We start from the raw sequence: 21103 nt of genomic DNA on the forward strand, positions 1-21103 counted from the left end.
GCTTTAGACTTCAAGCGCCAGTTGCTCAGCAACTGGCGCTTTTTTATGCCTGCCATTTTCCTCCTGCACAGCTTTTTCATCCGCTACCGCTACGATAAAATCATCGGTTTTACCTAATCGAGTAAAACACTGATGGATGTCATCCAAGTTATCGCAGCAGAACTCTCCGTAAAACCGCAACAAGTCGCCGCCGCCGCCGCTTTGCTGGACGAAGGCGCCACCGTTCCGTTCATCGCCCGTTACCGTAAAGAAGCCACTGGCGGCTTGGACGATACCCAACTAAGAAATCTGGAAGAACGCTTGGTTTACCTACGGGAGCTCAACGACCGCCGCGACTCCATTCTCGACAGCATCCGCTCCCAAGGCAAACTGACGCCCGAATTGGAACAATCCATTCGGGATGCCGACACTAAAACGCTGCTGGAAGACTTATATCTGCCTTACAAACCCAAACGCCGCACCAAAGCACAAATAGCCCGAGAGGCAGGACTGGAGCCATTAGCGGACGCCCTGTTGCAAAACCGCGATTTGATTCCGGAGCAAGCCGCCGCCACTTACATCGATCCGGAAAAAGGCGTTCCGGATGTAGCAGCCGCTTTGGATGGCGCACGCCAAATCGTTATGGAACGAATCTCGGAAGATGCCGAGTTACTGGCCGAACTGCGCGAACGCATCTGGAATAAAGGCATCCTGCACGCCAACGTCGTATCGGGCAAAGAAACCGAAGCCGCCAAATTTAAAGATTATTTCGATTACAGCGAAGCGATCAATAAAATTCCGTCCCACCGGGCCTTGGCGCTGTTCCGCGGCCGAAACGAAGATCTACTAACACTTACGCTGAAACCGGCCGAGCAAGACCAAGACGAACACCAGCTTTGCACCCAGTTCGTCTGCCGCCGTCTACAGGTCAGCGACACCGCTAAACCCGCCGACGCCTGGTTGGCAGAGACCGCTCGATTCGCCTGGAAAATCAAATTGTTTACCCGGATCGATATGGATTTGAAGCTGCGCCTGCGGGAAGCCGCGGAGCACGAAGCCATAAAAGTCTTTGCCGGCAATCTGCGCGATTTGTTGCTGGCAGCACCGGCCGGCCCAAAAACCACGATGGGGTTGGATCCCGGTATTCGCACCGGCGTAAAAGTTGCCGTTGTCGACCCGACCGGTAAATTGTTGGCCACCGACACCGTTTATCCGCACCAACCCAAAAACCAATGGGACCAATCGATAGCGGCGCTGGCCAAGCTGATAGCACAACACAGCGTGCAGTTGGTCAGCATCGGCAACGGGACCGCTTCGCGAGAAACCGATCAACTGGTAGCCGATTTAATCAAACGCCACCCGGAATTGCATTTCCAGAAAATCGTCGTGTCCGAGGCCGGCGCCTCGGTATATTCTGCTTCGGAACTAGCGGCCAAGGAATTTCCCAACCTCGACGTTTCGCTACGCGGCGCGGTATCGATTGCGCGCCGGTTACAAGATCCATTGGCGGAGTTGGTTAAAATCGACCCCAAATCCATCGGCGTTGGCCAATACCAGCACGATGTTAACCAATCGCAATTGGCGCGCATGCTCGATACTGTAGTCGAAGACTGCGTTAACGCGGTCGGCGTCGACGTCAATACCGCGTCTGCCGCATTGTTGAAACAAGTTTCCGGCCTGAACGGCACTATCAGCGAAAATATTGTGGCATTTCGCGACGCCAACGGCCCATTCGCCAACCGCAGCCAATTGAAAAAAGTGCCGCGCTTGGGCGACAAAGCATTCGAGCAAGCTGCAGGATTTTTACGGATCATGAACGGCGACAATCCGCTGGACGCCTCGGCGGTGCATCCGGAAGCCTATCCGGTGGTCAATGCTATTTTGGACGACACCGGAAAATCGATCCGCGACTTGATCGGCCAAAGCCAATTCCTACGCGGCCTGAATCCGGCAAACTACACCAATACCGACTTCGGCTTACCGACCGTCAGCGATATTCTGCAGGAACTGGAAAAACCGGGACGCGATCCGAGGCCGGAATTCAAAAGCGCTCAATTTAAGGAAGGCGTGGAAAAGATCACCGACCTACTGCCCGGTATGAGTCTGGAAGGGGTGGTAACCAACGTCGCCAACTTCGGCGCCTTTGTCGACATTGGCGTTCATCAGGACGGGCTGGTACATATTTCCCATTTAGCGGACGAGTTCGTCAAAGATCCGCGCAGTGTCGTCAAAGCCGGCGATACTGTGAAAGTGCGGGTACTGGAAGTCGACGTTGCCCGCCAGCGCATCTCATTGAGCATGAAAAAAGACATAGATAGCAGCGACTTCGTGCGTAGCGAAAAGACAGCCAAACACAATCAGAAACCGAAGCCGCAACCTGCCTTACAGAACTCGATGAGCTCGGCGTTCGCTAAGGCCTTGAAAAAGTAATCCGGTCAAGCTCTGCTATAATTTTGCCTGACCCGCGGCGGGCCTAAACACAACACCCGCCGCAACGCAAAATGGGATTTTTACAGGACATACCATGAAACAAGCTACCCGTAACGCAGCAGTGTTGTTGTTATCAGCCAGCGCTTGCTTTAGCCTCCCGGCGAAAGCCGACGAACCGGAAAGTTACGGCCAAACCTTCGGCCGGAAACTGAGCACCGGGCTGGCCAATATCGCCACGTCGTCCCTGGAAATCCCAAAAAACATCATCATCATCAATAATCAAAGCAACGTAATTTACGGCTTTATCGGCGGGACTTTGAAAGGCTTGCTGAACATGGGCGGCCGTATCGGTGTTGGCGTAGTGGATCTGGTGTCCGCACCGATACCGACCCAACCCATCGTTTACCCGCTGTATGTCTGGGAAAATTTCGATGCCGAAACCACTTACGGTAAAGCTTTTCGCCCCAACCGATAAACCGATCCGATTCCGGCGGCTTTGAAAATACGCGATTGCCGCCGGTTTAAGCCACCATCTTCAATTCGCTCAACCCGTTGGCTTTTTTCACCAACTCTATTTGCGTTTTAATGCGTTTTTTCACGGCATCGACATGGGAGATCACCCCAACTGTCTTGCCTTGGGTGGACAACCCTTCCAGCGCGCTCATTGCCAAATACAGCGCCTCGGCATCCAGATTGCCAAAGCCTTCGTCCAAAAATAAGGAATCGATAGCCTTGCCGTTATTGGCAATTTCCGCCAACGCCAACGCCAACGCCAAACTGACGACGAAACTTTCGCCGCCCGATAACGTTTTCGGCAAGCGGTGCAGGTTTCTCTGCTTGGTATCCTCGATTTCCAACGCCAAACCATGGTCGTTTACTGTGCTGCGGACGTAATATCGGCCGCTGAGTTTCTCCAAAATCTGATTGGCCTTGGACATCAACTTGTCGACCAACAATTGTTGAATGCGCCTGCGCAACCCGCCCGGTTCGTCGGCAATCAATTTCATTTCCGCTTCAGCCTGACTGTACAGCGCCAGTTGTTCGCTCAACCGAACTTGTAATGCCTGGAGTTTCTCCCTATAGGCTTGCTGTTTATCCAGTTTGTTTTCAACAGTTTGGACTTCCTGTTCAGCGATTTCAATTTGGCCTGCCAACCGCTGCAATGAGATCAACATGCTCTCTTCGTCGGTATAGGCCAACATCGCTAACGCGGCGGCTTCCCGCTGCAACTCATCGCTTAGCTTATCCAACGATTGCGCGACCGACGCTCTGAGGCCGTCCTGATACTCCAACGCCGCTTCGATTTGCTGGCGGTTATCGATTAGCGTCAAAGCGGCACGTAAATCGTCGACGTCGGCAAAGTCACTGCCAACCAACTTGCCGGCCAGCAAGCGGTACATCGCCTCGAACTCAATTTGTTGCGCCGACAACATCTTTTCGCACTCAACGATCAATTTTTGCTTTTCAACTACCGCCAAATGCAGACCCACGGACTCTTCACTCTGCAATCCTGTTGCATAGTCGGAAAGCTTGTTTTGGTACTCGATGATTTTCGCCTGCGCCGCCCGCAACTTTTCCTGTAAGTCGGATATTTCCTCAGACAAACCATTTTTTCGCATATCCCTGATCTGATAATCCTGACGCCGGGCATTGAGTTTATCGAACAGCAAGTTTTCCTTACCTTTTGCCGGCAACTTCTCGCCCAGTTGTTGAAGTTGCTGCTCCAATTTCTCGAGTAACGCTTTTTCCTCGGCTTTCAGACCGGTAAAACGTTGTTCGACCTCCACAAATTCGGAGGGTCGATTATTCCAGGCCTCTTCCAATTGCCCGACAGACACGGCCAGTTTTTGCAAAGCCAGTTTTTTGCCTTCGATGTCAGCCAACCATTTCGCCACATTGCGCTGTAATTGGGCATATTGCTCCAGCAAATTCTTTATTTTCTCCAATTCCTCAGTCTCGTTAGCCAGCAAACGTTTCTGCAACGAAAGATTATCGATCGTTAGTTCCGGGCTAAACACATTCAGCCGATTAATCAGCACCTGCCAATCGGAGCGCATTTGCTGCAAGCGCTGCTCGCGGGCAGAGACCTGCGCCCCGCGCTTTTCCGCCGCCGCCAGTTGCGCGGACAATGTTTCGATCGTGGCTTTTAATGCCTGCATCTTGCCGCGCTGGTCGACCAAAGCTTTTTTTGCGTTAGTCTGCGCCGGCGGTTTGGTCGAATACGGGTGATGCAACGACCCGCATAAATAACACGGCTGCCCCTCCACCAGCTTGCCGCGCTCGCCGGCAAACCTCTTCAACAGCGCCTCGTTGGCAACCGCCTGCTCCAACGCTTTCCCGATATTGTCTTCCCGGCTTAACTCTTCGCGCAGTTCGTCCAAACGCGCCTTTAACTGATCGGTTTCGGGCAAATCTATTTGTTTACCACTTCCTGAAAACCAATGAAAAAAACCCTTTTTGCTGAACTTGGCGTTGACGTCGGCAATCGACAATAGCTCCCGAAAATCGTTAACCCTTACCTGCTGCTCCGCCGCCAATTCTTTCAGCTCATCGAAACTTTTGCCCTGCGCAAGTTCGCCCATAACTTTACGCGCATCGTCGACCTTGATTTCCAATTCAGAGATATCTGCTTTGGTGGCGCTCAATGCCGACTTATTCTTTTGCAAAGACGTCGTAGTGGTCTTGGTCCAACTGGCTTGGTTCTTCTGCTTACCGGACAATTCCGCCAGCTCCGCACGCAGATTGCGCAAGCGTGGAATATCCGGAAAATCGCTGAGCAGTAGCGCATCGCGACTCTGCTGTTGCAGCCAAGCTTCGACTTCCGCCAACGCGGTTTTCTTTTCAGCCAGTTGCGACTCCAGCGCCTGCGCCTGCTCCGATTCGCTGGGCAAAAGTAATTTCAAGTCGCTAATCTTCAATTTCAGCGTATCGATAGCCTGCTTTTGCGTTTCCACGGACTTGCCATCCATCTCGAAAGCCGCGACGCTCGCAACCTCTTCCCCCAATTGCCGCCGCAGCATTTCTAGCTCCTGGCGATAGGCCGCAAGACTGGCTTGGCTTTGTTCGAGCTGGATTTGTTTCGCATCCAACGCATTCAGTTCTTCGCGAAACTGGGCCGCATCCTGCAAGCCGGCAACTTCCTGCAAAGCCAACTGCAGTTGCTGTATCTGGTCATCGATTTGGCGCAGTTGGCTTGTTAATTGAATTTGCCGATTTTGCAAAACCTGGACATTTTTCACGTCACGCAATTGCTTGTCGACCGACTGGTGCTGAGCCTTCAACTCGTCCACCTGTTGCTTGAAATCCTGCAAGTCGTGTTCGGCAGCTTCAACAGCCTGCGGACTCAACACCGGAATCAATTCAATATCCTGCTGCAATTGGGCTAAGCCGGCACGGGCCGATTGGTAATTGGCTTCAGTTTGCTGCCGATACTCCAGGTAGATATCCGTACCGCTGATTTTTTCCAGAATGTCCATGCGCTCGCTATCCAGCGCATTCATAAATGCAGCAAAATCGCCTTGCGGTAATACCATGGACTTACTGAACTTATGAAAATCCATGCCGGTTAATTCAGCAATACGTGCCCTGACCGAATTCGGCGTGTCGGCCAAGACCTCCTGCTGCTCTCCATCTAACCGGGTTAGGGCCATGAAAGGCTGTAACGCGGAATCGCCGATGCGTTCCACACGCCAACTGGAACGAAATCGTGCATCCCCGAGCATGAATTCGACTTGCGCCAGACTATCGTTAGTTTGCTTGGTCATCACGTGCTCGGCCGGCTTATCCAAGCGAAAAGTCTCGCCGTATAGTCCTAGCGTAATCACGTCGAGAATACTGGTTTTGCCGGAACCGTTCGGCCCGGTGATCGCAAACACGCCGCTATCGGCAATAGGTCCTTGGTCAAAATCGATCCGGCCTTCGCCCTCGAGGGAATTGATGTTTTTGAAGTTGATATTGAGTATTCGCATGATCCCAGGCCACGGGCAGACAGTGGTAATTCGCTACAACCGATTCGCAAACAGCAAATCGGTAAAACACTAAGCGGCTATTTTAGTGAATTCGGCCGGTAACCGCAGAAGAATAATTCACGGCCGCTGACCTTGTACCAACGATTTTTTGTAGGCTATCGCGTCTCTGAGCTTCTGGAACTCTTTGGCGTCAAAACCGTTGACCACCCCCAACGATTCGGCATGCCGAATCACCTGTTCGGCCGTATCGTATTGTTCTAAAGCGATAAAAAGGTAGGCTTTTTCCGCATGCAGATACATCCTATTCGGATCCAGTTCAAGCGCTTTATCCATTTCCCGGTGAGTTTTTTCGGTATTCCCTTGGGTTAAATACACTTTGGCTTTTATCAGATGCATTATCGGCTTATCGGTAAAATTAGGCTGTGCTAACGCAGCATCCGCCCACTCCAGAACATAAGCCGCAATGGTTTTGCATTCGTAATCGCCGTTGATCAAACACGTGGCGGCAGAGCGTATGGAATCCATGGTGCGTAGCGGGTGAGAACGGTAAACCACCCGACGTATAATCTCGCGGTGGACCAACTCTCTTAATGCCTCCATATATCTGCCATCGAGAATTAGCGGATCGTCGTAACTAACCGGTAACGCCACATCATTTTTATCGTTCCCGGAGCCATGAAAATATATCAATCGATTTAACTCTTTGAACATCTCGATCAAAGTAGAAACTTCAAACTCATTCAGCTTGGATGCATTAAGATAATATTGATAAGTTTCCGCATTCGGTCCCCGCCTCAATTCCAAATTGTTGGCGTAAACGCTATTGGCTCTGACCGAGCCCGGATGGTTACGCACTTCAAAATAACTAAAGCTATCCAGATTCGACCACACTGCAGCGCGGGTATAGGTCGCCAGCGCAAGGCTGCCGACGATACCGGCATACAGAGTATTCAGCAAACCTTTGCCGATGCGTCCGGCTAAGGCTTGATACGAAAGGACAACCAGTGCAAATACCACGCCCATGCTTGGCAAATAGTTCCGGTGCTCATATACCAACTCCAATGGAAATATGGTTGATTCCATGGCTTGGCCGACAAAAAACCACAGAATGGCGAAACTCGAAAATCGGTACTTTTTGTGCCAACAGCTATGAATAGCAAACCCAATCAAGCCAAGGATACCTGCTATCGCTGCCAGGGTTTCAATCGGCTTTAACAGCCCTTTACTTAGAGTAAAGTCGTCATGTGCCAAGCTTAGTTCGGTATTGTCCGGATAAAGCAACAATCCCAGGTAATAAAATAAAACTCTGGATTGCGTCATCAACCTTTCCGGCAAATCAAACTCGCGCGACAAATAGCCATTCAGTATATAGTCGGGATGAGTCAATAGGTACAAACTACCAAACAATGCCGGCAATATTGCAGTGGCCGCGTAATAGACGTTTACCTTAAACCGCGACGCAGGAGGTATAGCGGGCAATAAAGTCAATTCGGTGACAAAAATGAGTAGCGGTAACAGCAACGCGTTTTCCTTGCACAAACTACCCAAGCCGGTCCCGAAAACGCAGCCCAAAACCATCAGAATAATTCCAGATGGTTTTTCGAGTTGCAACCTACCCTTCAGGAACACTAGAAACCCGGCCAACATAAACATGGTGGCCATGCTATTCATACGCTGAACTACATACAGCACAGAAGTCAGTTGCAGCGGATGTAAGGCCCAAATTAACGCCGCAACAAATGCCAATTTTCCGGCAGGATAAGTCGGCGCAGCCGTTGAGAATAATTGGCAGCCCAAAAAAAACACCAGAAAACTGTTGGCAATATGAATGCCAATATTGGTCAACTTGAAAGCGGATGGATTAAAATGCTGACCAAAAAGATAATAATTGATTGCAAAACTAAGGCTGGCAATTGGTCGTTTGAATGGGCCACTGGTGTTAGCGCTCCATGCCGAAGCCAATCCCTGCTCATTCAGATTCTCCAGCGCAATCCCGTTGTTATCAATAATGTTGGGGTAATCGTCACCTAGAAACGGGCCGCTTCTGCCGGGAAAATAACTGAAGAAAATGATCAATGCCAATAGCACCAAAATAGCCCAACCACCCAACTGAAATTGCTTGGCAACAACTCGTACAAAGCCCATTGTTTATTCTTCGGATAAAAGATGCTAAAAATACAAAAGGGGCTATACAGCCCCTTTTGCGATTGCCTTAAATTAAGTCAATTAGGTTTTAGGTTGGAATTTCTGAATCACGGTATTTGTAGCTGAGCCATTTATGGTCCATCTCATACCGGAGCCGGTAGAACATGCTCCTTGATATTCCAATATATTGTTAGTCCCCGGTACTACTGAACTACCGATGGTGTTGTATGCGATAGATACCGTCGCACTATTAGCACTTGAAGATGTCAGCGTGACCGATTTGACGTACTTACCGATAATAGCCGTTGCAGTAGATAGCCCGTAAGAACCGTTAGTTTTGGTAGTAGTAGCGCTCCCCAAGTCTTGCTCGCTACATGCCACACCTGCGGCGGTGAACGCCGGAGATGCCAAACTAGGGCCTTCGGAGATTTTCGATTTAACAGTATAGTCTTGATAAGCAGGAATAGCGATTGCAGCCAAAATACCAATGATCGCGACTACGATCATTAATTCGATCAAGGTAAAACCTTGTTGTGATTTTTGTAATTGTATATTCATAAAAAATTCCTTCAAAGTTAACGGGGTTTAAACTCGGTGGGTGTAATACAATTTGCGTGCCAATGTTTTTAGCACTGTAGATTTGCCGCGGCTCGGGGGATTGCCCGGTACTTTCCCCTTGCCCTGATTCGTTACGCCTAAAAGACAACCTGCATTTTTGGCTAAAACTGACGTTTTTTGTCACTTCCCCGAGCAGCCATTCAATAGCCTTTACCGACAAACCAGAATTCCAGCATCATCAGTATCCAGATCAGCTCCCCGTAGTAAGCGGCGTGAACACTTTGATGCATCTTGATCGCGTGCTCCAGAAAATCCGGCTGAAAAAATTCCCGTTTTCCCAGATCGCGAACGGCTTGATATGCCATTTGTTTCAAAGGCTCGTGGTCTTTCAGCCAAATGCCGAACGGCAAACCGAAACCGTGTTTGGATTTATTGATAATAGGTTCCGGCAGAAAACCGGCCATCGCTTGTTTGTAAAACCAGCGTAGTTTCTGGCCGCGCAACTTGTCTGGCGACGGAACTCGGCAAGATAAGTCGATTATGCGTTGGTCGAGCAGCGGATAACAGACTTCTATACCTGCCATTTCGCACATACGGTTGACCTTCACTAGGTCGTTGTCGTGCAAGGTAGTCTTCCAGTCCATGTACAACATGCGGTTCAAAGTGCTGGCGTTTGCCGGCCGCCAATAATTTTCCCGTAGGGACGATAACGGCGCCTTAGGATCGACTTGAGCCAGAAAATCGGCCTGAAAAATATCGGTAGCGGCATGCCGGTGCAAAAAATTGTAATCTTGCAAACGATCAGGCATCGCCGCATTGGCCTGTTCGACATACCTTTTTATTTTGAAAGGAATTTTTTGCTTAGCAACCGCATCGGGCAAGCAACCCAAAACGCCTTCCAAACCGCTTGCCATGAATTTCGGCAGTCGATGGTAAGCCTCGAACAACATTTGCTTAGCGTAGCGCTCGTTGCCGGCAAAAATTTCGTCGCCGCCGTCGCCAGCCAATAACCGATTAACGCCATTTTCCTTTGCCAGCTTCGCGCAGTAGTAAGCTGCGAGCGCGGACGAATTACCGAACGGCTCGTCATAGTAGGCGGCAATTGCCGGCACGGCACTAACGGTATCTTCCGGAGTAACGTAATAAGTATGCGAACGGGTGTTATATGCGGCAACGGCAATGTTGGCGTATTCGATTTCATCGTATCCGGCGACTTGAAAGCCCATCGAAAACGTCTTGGCCTGCCCCGGGAATACTCGTGCTAACGCTCCGGCGACACTGGAACTGTCTAAGCCGCCACTCAGAAAAGCACCGGTATTTTCTTCGGCACCGACCCGCTGTTTGACGGCTTCGATCAAAGACTGCTGTAAATCCCGTCCGGCTTGGTGTAAGTCGCAATCGCTTTCGGAAAACTCCGGTTGCCAATAGCGTTCGATTTCGATTTGACCATTGTGGTAGCGCAGACACTGTCCGCCCTCTAATTTTTTTACCTGCCGATAGATCGTATTCGGGCTGGGACAATGGTTGAAATAGACGTAGTCGAAAACCGACTGCGGCAATATGGTATTGCTAACATCAGGGTGGCGCACAACGAAATCAGCGCTCGATCCAAACACCAGCCTATCTTTAGTTTCCGCGAAGTAAATATGGCTCAGCCCAATCGGATCAGTGACCAAAAACGCTTTTTGTTGGCGTTCATCGATCAATAATAGGTTGACGATATCCGGCCGTTTTAGCAAACCATCGATACCTTGGCTTAGATAGGCATCCAGCAATAACGCTAAGCCGTCGGCAGGATAAGCTGTTTGTAAAACGAGCACTAATACGCCGCCGCTTCGCCGGCAATTCGCCGAGTCGGTCAGCAAAGCCCAAGCGGACTCCGTAAAGGGAGCCCCCCGAATGTCTCGCGCCATTTGGCCGAGTGTTGCTGCCGCCGCTCCCGTATTGGAAGCCGCCCCCATCCATCCCGCAAATTTTGTCATAGTTGCCGTTGAAAATTATGGTTTTACATGGCTGATCACATACCGAAATTTGCCGGAACGCTCTTTGGGAATGTAATCGGTGTATTCGACATTTATCGTTACCGTCTGGCCGAGGCGTTTTTTAAATTCGGCGACTATTTTTTGCTCGGCATCTTCTCGGTAGCTTGCCGATTTAACGATATGCACAGTCGTTTTTTCCAAACTTTCTTGAGTAATTTTGAAAGCCTCGACGCCTTCCAGATCGCGCAATACGTAAATCAGAGCCAAACCGTGTAGCACGGTGCCGTCGAGCGCAACCACGAAGTCGGTCGTCCGCCCCTGTATCTCTTCCAACAACGGTAAACCGCGTCCGCATCCGCAAATCATTTCCGACAAAATCCCCATGTCCCCGGTACGGTAGCGAATGAATGGAAAGTCGCGGGTTGCTAAATGGGTAACGACGATTTCACCCAGCTCTCCATTGGGCAACGGCTTACCATCCTTATCCACGATTTCAACGATAATGTCTTCCGCCGTGATGTGCATGCCGCCGTGCGGGCATTGGTGAGCAATAAACCCGGCATCTCTTCCACCATAACCGTTTGCAACCGGACATGCGAATACGCTTTCTATTTTTTCGCGCTGATGATCGTACAAGCGTTCCGAGGTAACGAACGCGACTTTGACACCCAAATCGTCCAACCTAACCCCGGTTTGTTGCGCGCGGCTGGCAATATGTGCCAAAGCCGAGGGATAACCGAACAACATTTTGGGCCTGATCTGCTGTAACTGGCGGATAAAACCGTCGACTTTTTCCGCGGACATTTCGAACGCCGGGATCAAATGCGTCCGCAACAACTTATCGCGTAACAGACGGACTTTGTCTTGCGCGCCCAACTCTATCGGGGAGCCCCAAATCACCGCCTCCGGATCGCCGATATCGACGCCCCACCAGCGAGTTGCCCGCCACTTGGCCGCCACATCGTGGCTGACGCGACTCCTGCCGATGTAAAAAATCAGCGGCTCTCCGCTCGAGCCGCCGGTGTTGAACCTTGCCAAACCAGTCGCATTGTCGGCCTTAAGCTCATCTAAATAAGCTCTTATATCCGACTTGGTCAATAGGGGTAATTGCCTTAACTGGTCTATATTGCTGAAATTAGCAACATCGAAATTTAATCGTTCGAATAAACGACGATAATAAGGAACGTTGATATTGACATCATTCAAAAATCGCCGCAGCCTTTCTAGCTGCCTGGCTTGAATTTGATCAACCGGTAGCCACTGGCTAACCTCCATGTTTTTTCTTAATATAACGGTATCGTGTCTTTTAAAGGCTTCATGAACAGGAAAAATAATGTTCGAACACAGCCAAGTGTAGCCTTCAGCTTGCATCAACCAGCTCCTTATACAACCCAAGCCATTGCTCCTTAACTACGCACCAGCCATACTGGTTCGCGACAGCGAAGCCGTTAACGGCCAGTTTATTATATAGATCAGAATCATTAACTAATTTTAGTATTGCATCAGCGAGCATTTGGGCGTTGTTCGACTCAACCATTAACGCACTTTCATTGTCCTTAACAATAAAAGGTATCCCGCCAACGTTAGTTGTTATCACAGGTAACCCGCATGCCAACGCCTCTAGAACTGAATTTGGCATATTGTCTACAGTTGCCGGATTCAACATTATATCTGCATCATAATAGAGTTTAGCGATCTGTTCCGGCTCTAATTTTCCCACAAACTCAACACTATGGGATAATTCCAATGTTTCCGCCAATCCTTTCAATTCATCCTGCAATGGGCCGGAACCTGCTATCACCAGTTTCACATCAATTAATATTGATTTTAAAATAGCTACAGCATGAATTGCGGCATCAATACCGTATATTTTTTCCAAATTGCGCGTAATTACCAAACGAAGCGATCTATTATTGGAGATCAAGTGAGGTTTGAATTTAAACCTTTCTAAGTTTATGATATTTGGAATGACTTTTGCCTTATATCCAAACAGTTCAAACACTTGAAATAAAAACATTGACGGCACCACTAATACAGTAGCTTTGTTCAACGAGGGCGCAACCCAACGTATTGAAGACTTAAAATAACGTTCGGCATCTCCACCACGATAGTTCACTACAACCGGTACTTTTCTGATCCAGCCGATCCAAATTGCCGGAGCCGCGTAGAGTTGCCAGGACCAACCAGAATTAGCCATGACATGCATACATTCTACATTTCCCGCCACTCTCCAAAGCTCCAGCAAATAAGGCAGCAAGCGAGCCAAGGCCCTTATCCCTTTTAAATCCGTGACCCAATGCCATTTATAATCCGCGTTCGTCCGAACCAAAGTTACTTTTAAGCCTTCGGAAGTTAGCAACTCATTCAATTGCTTAGTTTGATTTGCCATCCCTCCAAAAGGTGGAGGCAGCGGTCCAATCAATCCAATATGCATATACGTTATCGGTTAAATAGGGATTGTGAATAGAGATTAACTGCTTCTGTGAAGCTATCTAATTTGGCCTTTTTAAGATAGTGCCAGAATTTTATATAATCAGACATGGCTCAGCCCAATCACGCCCCCGCCCGGACCTTGCTATATACGTCAGAGTAATGCGCCACACTCTTAATCCAACTGCGCTCTTCCTCGACAAACCTTCTGGCATCCCGACATATCCCATCAATATCGGCAAGTTCCATTACGTTAATTACAGTCTGGGCAAGATCCGATTTATCGCCAGATATAAACAAGTATCCAGTCTGGTGATCTCGAATCAGCTCTTTGTGACCTCCAACGTCAGATGCAATCACTAAACGACCTTGGGCCATCGCCTCCAAAGGCTTAAGTGGAGTAACCAGATCGGTTAACCGCATCGATAATCGCGGGTAAATAAAGATATCCACCAAGTTGTAATAGCTCTGCACCTGATCATGCGGAACGCGCCCCGGCATCACGACCCATTGTTGTATACCGAGCGCCGCAATTTTTTCGGCAATTTGCTGTTGTTGAGGCCCACCCCCCACCAACAGCAAACGAACATTCGGTTGTTGCTTGGCAATAGCCGGCAACGCGTCCAGCAGTAACAGCAAGCCCTCATAGGCATAAAAAGAACCGATAAAACCCAAAACGGTGTTACCGCTTAATCCCAAGTTTTGCAACAACTCTGGGTCTGCGGGTTCGCCGTAACTGAACTTCTCGATATCTACGGCGTTAGGGATGACGGTAATTTTATCCGCGTCGATCCCGCGCTTAACAATATCGCTACGCAACCCCTCGCAAATAGTGGTCACCGCGTCCGCACGGTTGAATACATAGGTTTCCAGATACTGGGTCAAGCGATAACGGAGACTGCCTTCATGCGTGGTGCCGTGGTCTACCGCGGCATCTTCCCAAAACGCTCTGCATTCGTAGACTAATGGTAACCGATATTTTTTTGCCGCTCTCAGAGCCGCCAGGCCATTCAACGCCGGCGAGTGGGCATGCAAAATATCCGGTTTGATTTGCGGGATTATTTGATCCAGACGCCGGTACAGCGTTTCAACAATCGCCCACTGGTTGATTATCGGCAATGTCGCCAACCATCCACTGGGTGAAGTCGAACGGAAAAAAGTCAAACCGTCAACGTCTTCCAATTCCGCGGTAGCACCCAGATGTTTGGCGGAAGTGATATGGTAAGTGTCCCAACCCAGTTTGCGCTGCTGCTCCAAAATAGCCCGAGTCCGAAAGGTATAACCACTGTGTAATGGAATGGAGTGATCCAATATATGCAATATCTTCATGATTTATTTTTATTATTAGGAGCCATTTGCAAACAACCAAGATCGCAAGCAAACTAATGCTTTTCTTTGCCCAACAGCCTAAGCCAAGCCTTTCTTGACAAATGCGGAAGCAACAAATACCAAGGCATTTTTAGCCAATGGGAACGAACGTATAACAGCCATCTGGCCACTCCGCTCCAACGATCGCCGCAACTGGAATGCTCAGGCATAAGCGCCCTTAAAAACAAAAAATCCATTAGCCGCAAGCCGTAACCGCTGGGGGCAGCTTGCCTAATTCGCTCCAGTGCACCGGCTGAAATTGGAGTACGTAGGATCATATGTAGATATCTGAATGCATAAAAAATGCTGCGCTGCAGCCCTAATTCATAGGCTCGCTCGACTACAAGCATAGCAACATCTTCGGAACTGTTTCCGAGCAGACTGTCTAGATCCACCAAATCCCGCAGACCGTGATTCAGCTCACCATCGTAAAAAAGATGGGCCGCACTGTGAATAATCATGTCCGGCAATTGCAATACTCGAATTAGCGGACTGTCTCCCACGCTAACCGCCGCTTCGATGAGTAAATCAGCATTCGGACAAACCTTAGACGTGAGCGGCAAAATATTATGGTGCAAATCAATAACGCTGCCGCGAAAAACATGCCGCAACGGCGGTATTTCGTGCATCCATTTCCGATAGTAATACTGATCGTAGGTATTCTGCAAACTACTTACCCAACCATGGGCCATTAATTTTTTTTCAGTTTCTGGAATATGTTGCTTCTGCACCAACAAGTCAATATCCGAAAAAAAACGGCCTTTTGCTGCCGCGTAATCGGAAGCGACGTAGGCAGCGCCCTTGAGCAAAATCAATGGCAACCCCAACTCTGCGGCAACCTGCTTAAGCTGCCGTATTTCCCAAAGCAAATCGTTGAATTGCTTATCGGAATGAATGCGTGCCGATTGAAAATGGCGCAACGCCTGACTCGGAATCGAGGCTCCATCCAAGCGATAACACAAGGTACCCGCGAGCATCGAAGCTTGAGCTTGGCGGATCAACAATTCCCATTGCTTTAACGTCAATTTGGCCGCCGATACTTCACCGGTCAAGACATTTACAATAAGGGGAAGCTCGATCATCGCTTTGAATTGGCTAAACTATCGAACGCCGCTATTGCTTGATCCAGCAAACTGTAGCGGTATCGGTAACAATCAGCTCGTTCGACAATCTGCGTCAGTATGTTGAAACCGGCCTTAGCCAACAAGTTATAGTTGAATGAATTATCCGCCAACGCCATAACGGTCGAGGCTTTACCGATATTTGAGAGTTCGGCCTCTATCCCCGGCTCGTACTTGGGAAACACCACCCAGCCAATTGGACAGGCTTGATGCTGCATTTCGACGCTGGCAGAAGGCGGTTTAATATGACAAACACTGCCTTTTACGGTATCCGAACTTAATGGACCGAATACTACATCAGGATAGCGATGTCGAATCAGATCAATAGATGCATTTTTTAAACTGACTGGCCGGGGAAAAGGCGTAACGTAGCCGGTCTGAAGGTCGAGCAAGGCCAGTTCGTCGGATAGCAATCTCCAACCTTCCTGAATCAGACTGGCCGTCAACGTACTTTTGCCGGAACCTGGCGGCGCCGGCATGACCGCTGCGTAACCATTTTTTTCGACAACGGCAGCATGAATGATTAAAAAGGTATTTATCTGGCTGGATACGCACCAGTTCATTCCCCATTCAAATAAAGCCGGAGCATGCTGATGTGGGAGAGGATCGAACGGGGCGAAGCCATCTGCCAGAAAAACGGCTTTCTTTCGAAATAGAATGGCGTTTAAATGATTAACGACGTTTAAGTCGATGTGGAAATCAATTAATGCGCCGTCCGATAACTCATAGTCTCCATAAAGAGAAGATATGGAGGCCGCTAGAGGCTTAATTCTTGAATTAATTGAAAATACGAAACAACCAAGTTGAAGGTTCAATCCATTCCCGGATATGGCTTGGTAAACAGCAGATGAATTTAGCTCTCGTACTCGCAACAGACAGGTTCGATAAGGTTAATATTGGATAATTTTTTTAAAGCCAGTATTAAATCATTTGGCAACAGTTCATAGCTGTTCCCATTGTTATCTTCACGTCTGGCCCAACCAGCCAAATCGTCCAAACCGAATATAGTTCCCGAACAGCAATAGTCAAGAAATTGCTTTGAGATGCCGACAAGAAGGTGGGTCTCGCCCGAGCTTTCGTGATAAACCAACAATCCGTCGTCAAAATCTCGAGAGATAGCCTTTCCTAAACTACGCCACCGCATGATAACTAACTACAGAGCTAAAATTTAGCTCCAGCAAAATACATTAACAGTTACTGATAAGATGCTTGCAAAATTGAATAACCGTTTCTTCATCATAATCCGAATAACATCTTCTGACGTCCGCTGGAGTTGTTCCGATAAAATTCTTGTCATCGCAAGCATTTACGAACAACCAAGCGAAACAATTATCCCTTGTATACGATCCAGCATTCAAATCCTTGATACAATCATGCAAACTTCTGTCGTCTGGCACACCGTTATTCCGAGCGTATTCCAGCGTGATAAAGGTCGTAGCATTTTCCAATTGCCTTACGGCGGAGTGTTTGTATTGAGCTACTTTATTATATTCATATTCAGTGGATTCACCTTCAGTTGTCACCCAATAGTCTCTTGTCTTCCATTTCCCTTTTCTGGAGCTTGATTTGGCCGGAACAGCATCACTTACAGCCCTATCGCGGAGACAGTATCCCCCTTCTAACCCGGTATTGTTCTCGTGGTACTTAGTAAAAGGTCTACATTTTATCGGCTTAGAAACTGGCCAATTTCCTGCTGTACCCGGTCCGCAATAGTGGCTTGGAGGATTGGGCTTTGGAGGCACATAAGTTCCTGTCCCGGACGGATCAACATTTCCGGCCTTCGCATAGGATTGAAATCCGGAAATGGTGCCACAACTTCTTTTGCCTCCGCCCCATGCTGAACGATTGGCTAAAGTCATGATTACCGGAGCCACAACACCGGCTTTTGCAAATGTGCGCCGCGATTTATCTACTGCCACATTTTCCGTTGATTGCTCGCTATGCTCGGGCAATGTGTTATTTGCATCGCTCATTTCTGCTCACCCTCGATCTAACTTTGAATTACATCACACTTTAGCAAAACGCTTATCCTCTGTCTATTGCACAGTTGTACAAGGGATATTGAACTAAGACTAAGCCAACTTGTTCCTGGCAAATGCTTCAAACATCAATAACGACCAGATTGCAGAGCTATAATCGCGCAGGCCCGATTGATGTTGGCTGACAATATGTTGCAAGTAATTGCGGTCAAACCAGCCGGTGTTCTGTAGCGTTTCGCCCAGCAAGGTATCTTGCACGCGCTGTTTTAAAGGACCTCTGAACCAAGCGGATAGCGGCACCGAAAATCCCATTTTCGGCCTATACAGAACATCATAGGGCAGATAGGGTTCCAATGCTTTCTTGAAAATGTATTTGCCTTCCCGTCCTTTTAACTTCAAATCCGGCGGCAAAGTAGCCATCCATTCCACTAATTTATGATCCAACAGCGGCACTCTTACTTCCAGAGCATGCGCCATACTGGCTCTGTCGACTTTGGTCAGAATATCCCCAACCAAATAGGTTTTTAGATCGAGATATTGAACCATCGACAATGGATCGTCCGGAGCAGTCTCACGGTAACGATGAAAGACTTCAACCGCTTGATAACCTTGCAAATCGCGCTTCAACCGTTCACTGAACAATTCGGCGCGCATCGCATTCGGCAACACCGAGACGCTATGAAAATAACCCGCCATCGAATCACGACCGATAGATTCCAACGTCGTCTTGGCGCGCAATATCTTCGGTGCCCAATCCAGTTTCGGGTACACCTTGCCAAGAGTCGAAAATAACGGCACGCGTAGGGCGTCCGGCAATATCGAGCGCATGCGTTCTTCGTAGGTGTGCCAACGGTAGCGACGATACCCGGCAAGATTCTCGTCGCCCCCGTCGCCAGACAACACGACGGTAACCTGTTTTTTGGCTAATTCGCACACGCGATAAGTCGGCAAAGCCGAACTGTCGGCATAAGGTTCGTCATACAAACCGGAAAGCCGATCGATCAAACTGAAATCATCCGGATCAACCTGCTCTACGCGATGGGAAGTATGGTAGCGCTCGGCCACTCTGGCAGCGAACTCCGACTCATTAAATTTTGGATCACCAAACGAAATTGAGCAGGTATTCACCGGATCTGCCGACAATCCGGCCATCAACGCCACCACGCCGCTGGAATCAACGCCACCGGATAAAAACGCACCTAACGGCACATCCGCAACCATCCGAATTTTTACCGCTTCTCGTAAGCGGGAGATTAATTCCTCGCCGACATCGGTGGCATGAGCCGAAGTAACGGGTTTAAACGTCACGTCCCAATATTGTTTCGGGCGAAAATTTGCATCACCCCGCTTAATCGCCAAGCAGTAACCAGGCTCCAATTTGTAGACGCCGCGATAAATGGTTTTCGGATCAGGAATATAGCCAAAACTGAAATAGTCCTCTATCGCTGTTGGATCGGGATCTTTCGGCAACAATGGGTGCTGGGTTAACGCCTTTAATTCCGAACCGAATATAAAATGCCCATTCGGTAATTCCGCATAAAACAGGGGCTTGACGCCAAGGCGATCACGCGCCAGGAACAAGGTTTGCTTAGCTCTGTCCCAAATGGCGAAAGCAAACATGCCGCGCAAACGTTCGACACAAGACTCCCCCCAGGCCTGCCAAGCATACAAAATCACTTCCGTATCGCAATGCGTTCTAAAGCCATACCCCAACGCTTCAAGCTCCAATCGCAATTCCGGAAAATTGTAAACTTCGCCGTTATAAGTCAAGACGACGTTTCCGTCCTGACTGTGCATCGGCTGTTGGCCGCTGGACAGGTCGATGATCGATAACCGGCGGTGACCAAAGCCCAAACCTGGCTCGGTATGTAGGCCCCCCTCATCGGGCCCGCGATGAAACTGAGATTCGTTCATGCGCGACAACAGACTGCGGTCTATTTCGTTCAATCCCCGAATATCGAAAATCCCCACTATGCCGCACATATAAAATCTCTCCGCCCCAAATTATTGTCCGTCATACACATGCTGGTAGCGAGCCACCATACTGTCGATAGAAAACTCCGCCAGAATCCGTTTTAACGCAGCCTCTCCGAAGCGACGGCGACGCTGTTCGTCTAACGCCAACTCATTCAGAATCGAAGACAAGCTCGCGGCATCCCGCGCCGGAACCAATCGCCCTGTCTCGCCATCCGCCACCAGTTCCGGATTACCGCCGACATCGGTGGCAATAACCGGCAAACCGCTGGCCATGGCTTCCAGAATCGTATTGGAGATGCCCTCGGCCGCCGACGGCAATACAAAAATATCCATGCCACGCAGTATAGCCGGAATGTCACTTCTCTCCCCCGGCCCCCAAACGCTATCCGCCAAATTTGCGGCAGCCAACAGATCCATAGCCTCAGCCCTTAACGGACCGTCGCCGATCAGAAACAAGCGGCAACAAGCGGCGAATTCAAGCGACTGCTGACAACTTCTTATGAAGGCGCGAACCAAGGTAATTTGGTCTTTGACCCCATGCATCCGGCCCACGGTACCTATAACGACCTTGTCTCTCAATGCCAAACCGCAACCATCGGGAATTATTCTCTCGCCGCCAGCAGGATAAAACACGGATGTGTCGACGCCATTGCAAATGCGGGTAATCTTATCCGCAGGAATCCCTACCCTATCCCGTAAGTAATCCTGCAAGTGTCGGGACAATGGAATAAAACGATGGATAATCGTCCCGATGATTCTGCGTAACCACTGATACTTAATTTTGCTGCCATCGGGGTCGAACACATCCCATCCGTGCTCGCCATGAATGCGATATCCGACGCCCGCTAACAAGGCGCAAATCTGGTACTCGATCGCCGCTAAATTGCGAGTATGCACAATCGCCGGACGTAATTGTTTCAACAACCGATAAACGGCATAGAAAGACCGCCAGTCTTGGCCGGGCTGTTTGTGCAGTTGAAAGATATCGACATCGTTCCTGCCGATGCGTTGGCTGAAATCGGTGCTTTCAGTCAAACAAATAATAGCGTGGCGATAGGCGTTTTCTGGCAATTTGTTAATCAGATTAACCAGACCGTTCTCGAGGCCGCCGACACCCAATCGGTAAATTATATGAACAATCAAAGGAGGTTTCGCGTCGGCCATAC

At 49.2% G+C, this 21103-nt stretch carries 15 protein-coding genes; 2 read left to right on the top strand and 13 right to left on the bottom strand.

What is annotated here, in order from left to right:
- Positions 1-3: 3 nt before the first annotated feature.
- Entirely contained in the window at positions 4-147 is a 144-nt protein-coding gene (locus VXJ35_RS15470) for a hypothetical protein (RefSeq protein WP_157198198.1), read from the bottom strand.
- On the opposite strand from VXJ35_RS15470, the gene VXJ35_RS15475 reads away from it, so the two are divergent.
- Positions 133-2409, top strand: coding sequence for a Tex family protein (locus VXJ35_RS15475; protein WP_064022256.1), 2277 nt, complete (start codon positions 133-135; stop codon positions 2407-2409). The two genes, VXJ35_RS15470 and VXJ35_RS15475, sit on opposite strands and share 15 nt — an antisense overlap.
- Positions 2410-2503: 94 nt before the next feature.
- Positions 2504-2884, top strand: coding sequence for an exosortase system-associated protein, TIGR04073 family (locus tag VXJ35_RS15480; RefSeq protein ID WP_064022257.1), 381 nt, complete (start codon positions 2504-2506; stop codon positions 2882-2884).
- Between the two features lie 46 nt (positions 2885-2930).
- On the opposite strand, the gene VXJ35_RS15485 is transcribed toward VXJ35_RS15480, so the two are convergent.
- The 12 genes from VXJ35_RS15485 to VXJ35_RS15540 all read right to left on the bottom strand — a co-directional run bounded on the left by VXJ35_RS15485 (position 2931) and on the right by VXJ35_RS15540 (position 21101).
- A complete protein-coding gene (locus VXJ35_RS15485; RefSeq protein WP_064022258.1) occupies positions 2931-6377 on the bottom strand; it encodes an SbcC/MukB-like Walker B domain-containing protein in 3447 nt (1148 codons plus the stop codon).
- 117 nt (positions 6378-6494) lie between these two features.
- Positions 6495-8522, bottom strand: coding sequence for a hypothetical protein (locus tag VXJ35_RS15490; protein WP_064022259.1), 2028 nt, complete (start codon positions 8520-8522; stop codon positions 6495-6497).
- A gap of 81 nt (positions 8523-8603) precedes the next feature.
- A complete protein-coding gene (locus VXJ35_RS15495) occupies positions 8604-9080 on the bottom strand; it encodes a prepilin-type N-terminal cleavage/methylation domain-containing protein (RefSeq protein ID WP_082880949.1) in 477 nt (158 codons plus the stop codon).
- A gap of 200 nt (positions 9081-9280) precedes the next feature.
- Positions 9281-10900: an asparagine synthetase B gene (locus VXJ35_RS15500; RefSeq protein WP_231914758.1), complete on the bottom strand. Its 1620-nt coding sequence runs from the start codon at positions 10898-10900 to the stop codon at positions 9281-9283.
- Between the two features lie 177 nt (positions 10901-11077).
- Complete coding sequence (locus VXJ35_RS15505) at positions 11078-12433, bottom strand: phenylacetate--CoA ligase family protein (protein ID WP_064022260.1); 1356 nt, start codon at positions 12431-12433, stop codon at positions 11078-11080.
- Complete coding sequence (locus VXJ35_RS15510; RefSeq protein ID WP_064022261.1) at positions 12423-13496, bottom strand: glycosyltransferase family 4 protein; 1074 nt, start codon at positions 13494-13496, stop codon at positions 12423-12425. The genes VXJ35_RS15505 and VXJ35_RS15510 overlap by 11 nt, the downstream gene beginning before the upstream one ends.
- Before the next feature lie 119 nt (positions 13497-13615).
- Entirely contained in the window at positions 13616-14821 is a 1206-nt protein-coding gene (locus VXJ35_RS15515; RefSeq protein ID WP_064022262.1) for a TIGR04063 family PEP-CTERM/XrtA system glycosyltransferase, read from the bottom strand.
- Positions 14822-14874: 53 nt separating this feature from the next.
- The gene (locus tag VXJ35_RS15520) at positions 14875-15942 is read right to left on the bottom strand and encodes a nucleotidyltransferase family protein (protein WP_064022263.1); all 1068 of its coding nucleotides are present in this window, start codon (positions 15940-15942) and stop codon (positions 14875-14877) included.
- Positions 15939-16796, bottom strand: coding sequence for an HprK-related kinase A (locus tag VXJ35_RS15525; RefSeq protein ID WP_197495854.1), 858 nt, complete (start codon positions 16794-16796; stop codon positions 15939-15941). The genes VXJ35_RS15520 and VXJ35_RS15525 overlap by 4 nt, the downstream gene beginning before the upstream one ends.
- Positions 16797-17168: 372 nt before the next feature.
- A complete protein-coding gene (locus VXJ35_RS15530; RefSeq protein WP_157198199.1) occupies positions 17169-17954 on the bottom strand; it encodes a hypothetical protein in 786 nt (261 codons plus the stop codon).
- A gap of 99 nt (positions 17955-18053) precedes the next feature.
- Positions 18054-19943 (bottom strand): XrtA/PEP-CTERM system amidotransferase, encoded by a 1890-nt coding sequence (locus tag VXJ35_RS15535; RefSeq protein WP_064022265.1) that lies wholly within the window; start codon positions 19941-19943, stop codon positions 18054-18056.
- A 21-nt stretch (positions 19944-19964) separates the two neighbouring features.
- On the bottom strand, positions 19965-21101 hold the full coding sequence (locus VXJ35_RS15540) for a TIGR03088 family PEP-CTERM/XrtA system glycosyltransferase (RefSeq protein WP_064022266.1): 1137 nt from the start codon (positions 21099-21101) through the stop codon (positions 19965-19967).
- Positions 21102-21103: the final 2 nt, after the last annotated feature.

It is taken from the genome of Methylomonas sp. DH-1, from assembly GCF_046097555.1.
Lineage (GTDB): Bacteria > Pseudomonadota > Gammaproteobacteria > Methylococcales > Methylomonadaceae > Methylomonas > Methylomonas koyamae.

Excerpts from the sequence above, each read along its gene's own strand:
- VXJ35_RS15530 (WP_157198199.1), bottom strand. The coding sequence starts at position 17,954 with ATGAGCGATGCAAATAACACATTGCCCGAGCATAGCGAGCAATCAACG.
- VXJ35_RS15515 (WP_064022262.1), bottom strand. The coding sequence starts at position 14,821 with ATGAAGATATTGCATATATTGGATCACTCCATTCCATTACACAGTGGT.
- VXJ35_RS15520 (WP_064022263.1), bottom strand. The coding sequence starts at position 15,942 with ATGATCGAGCTTCCCCTTATTGTAAATGTCTTGACCGGTGAAGTATCG.
- VXJ35_RS15490 (WP_064022259.1), bottom strand. The coding sequence starts at position 8,522 with ATGGGCTTTGTACGAGTTGTTGCCAAGCAATTTCAGTTGGGTGGTTGG.
- VXJ35_RS15495 (WP_082880949.1), bottom strand. The coding sequence starts at position 9,080 with ATGAATATACAATTACAAAAATCACAACAAGGTTTTACCTTGATCGAA.
- VXJ35_RS15480 (WP_064022257.1), top strand. The coding sequence starts at position 2,504 with ATGAAACAAGCTACCCGTAACGCAGCAGTGTTGTTGTTATCAGCCAGC.
- VXJ35_RS15475 (WP_064022256.1), top strand. The coding sequence starts at position 133 with ATGGATGTCATCCAAGTTATCGCAGCAGAACTCTCCGTAAAACCGCAA.
- VXJ35_RS15485 (WP_064022258.1), bottom strand. The coding sequence starts at position 6,377 with ATGCGAATACTCAATATCAACTTCAAAAACATCAATTCCCTCGAGGGC.
- VXJ35_RS15540 (WP_064022266.1), bottom strand. The coding sequence starts at position 21,101 with ATGGCCGACGCGAAACCTCCTTTGATTGTTCATATAATTTACCGATTG.
- VXJ35_RS15535 (WP_064022265.1), bottom strand. The coding sequence starts at position 19,943 with ATGTGCGGCATAGTGGGGATTTTCGATATTCGGGGATTGAACGAAATA.
- VXJ35_RS15510 (WP_064022261.1), bottom strand. The coding sequence starts at position 13,496 with ATGCATATTGGATTGATTGGACCGCTGCCTCCACCTTTTGGAGGGATG.
- VXJ35_RS15505 (WP_064022260.1), bottom strand. The coding sequence starts at position 12,433 with ATGCAAGCTGAAGGCTACACTTGGCTGTGTTCGAACATTATTTTTCCT.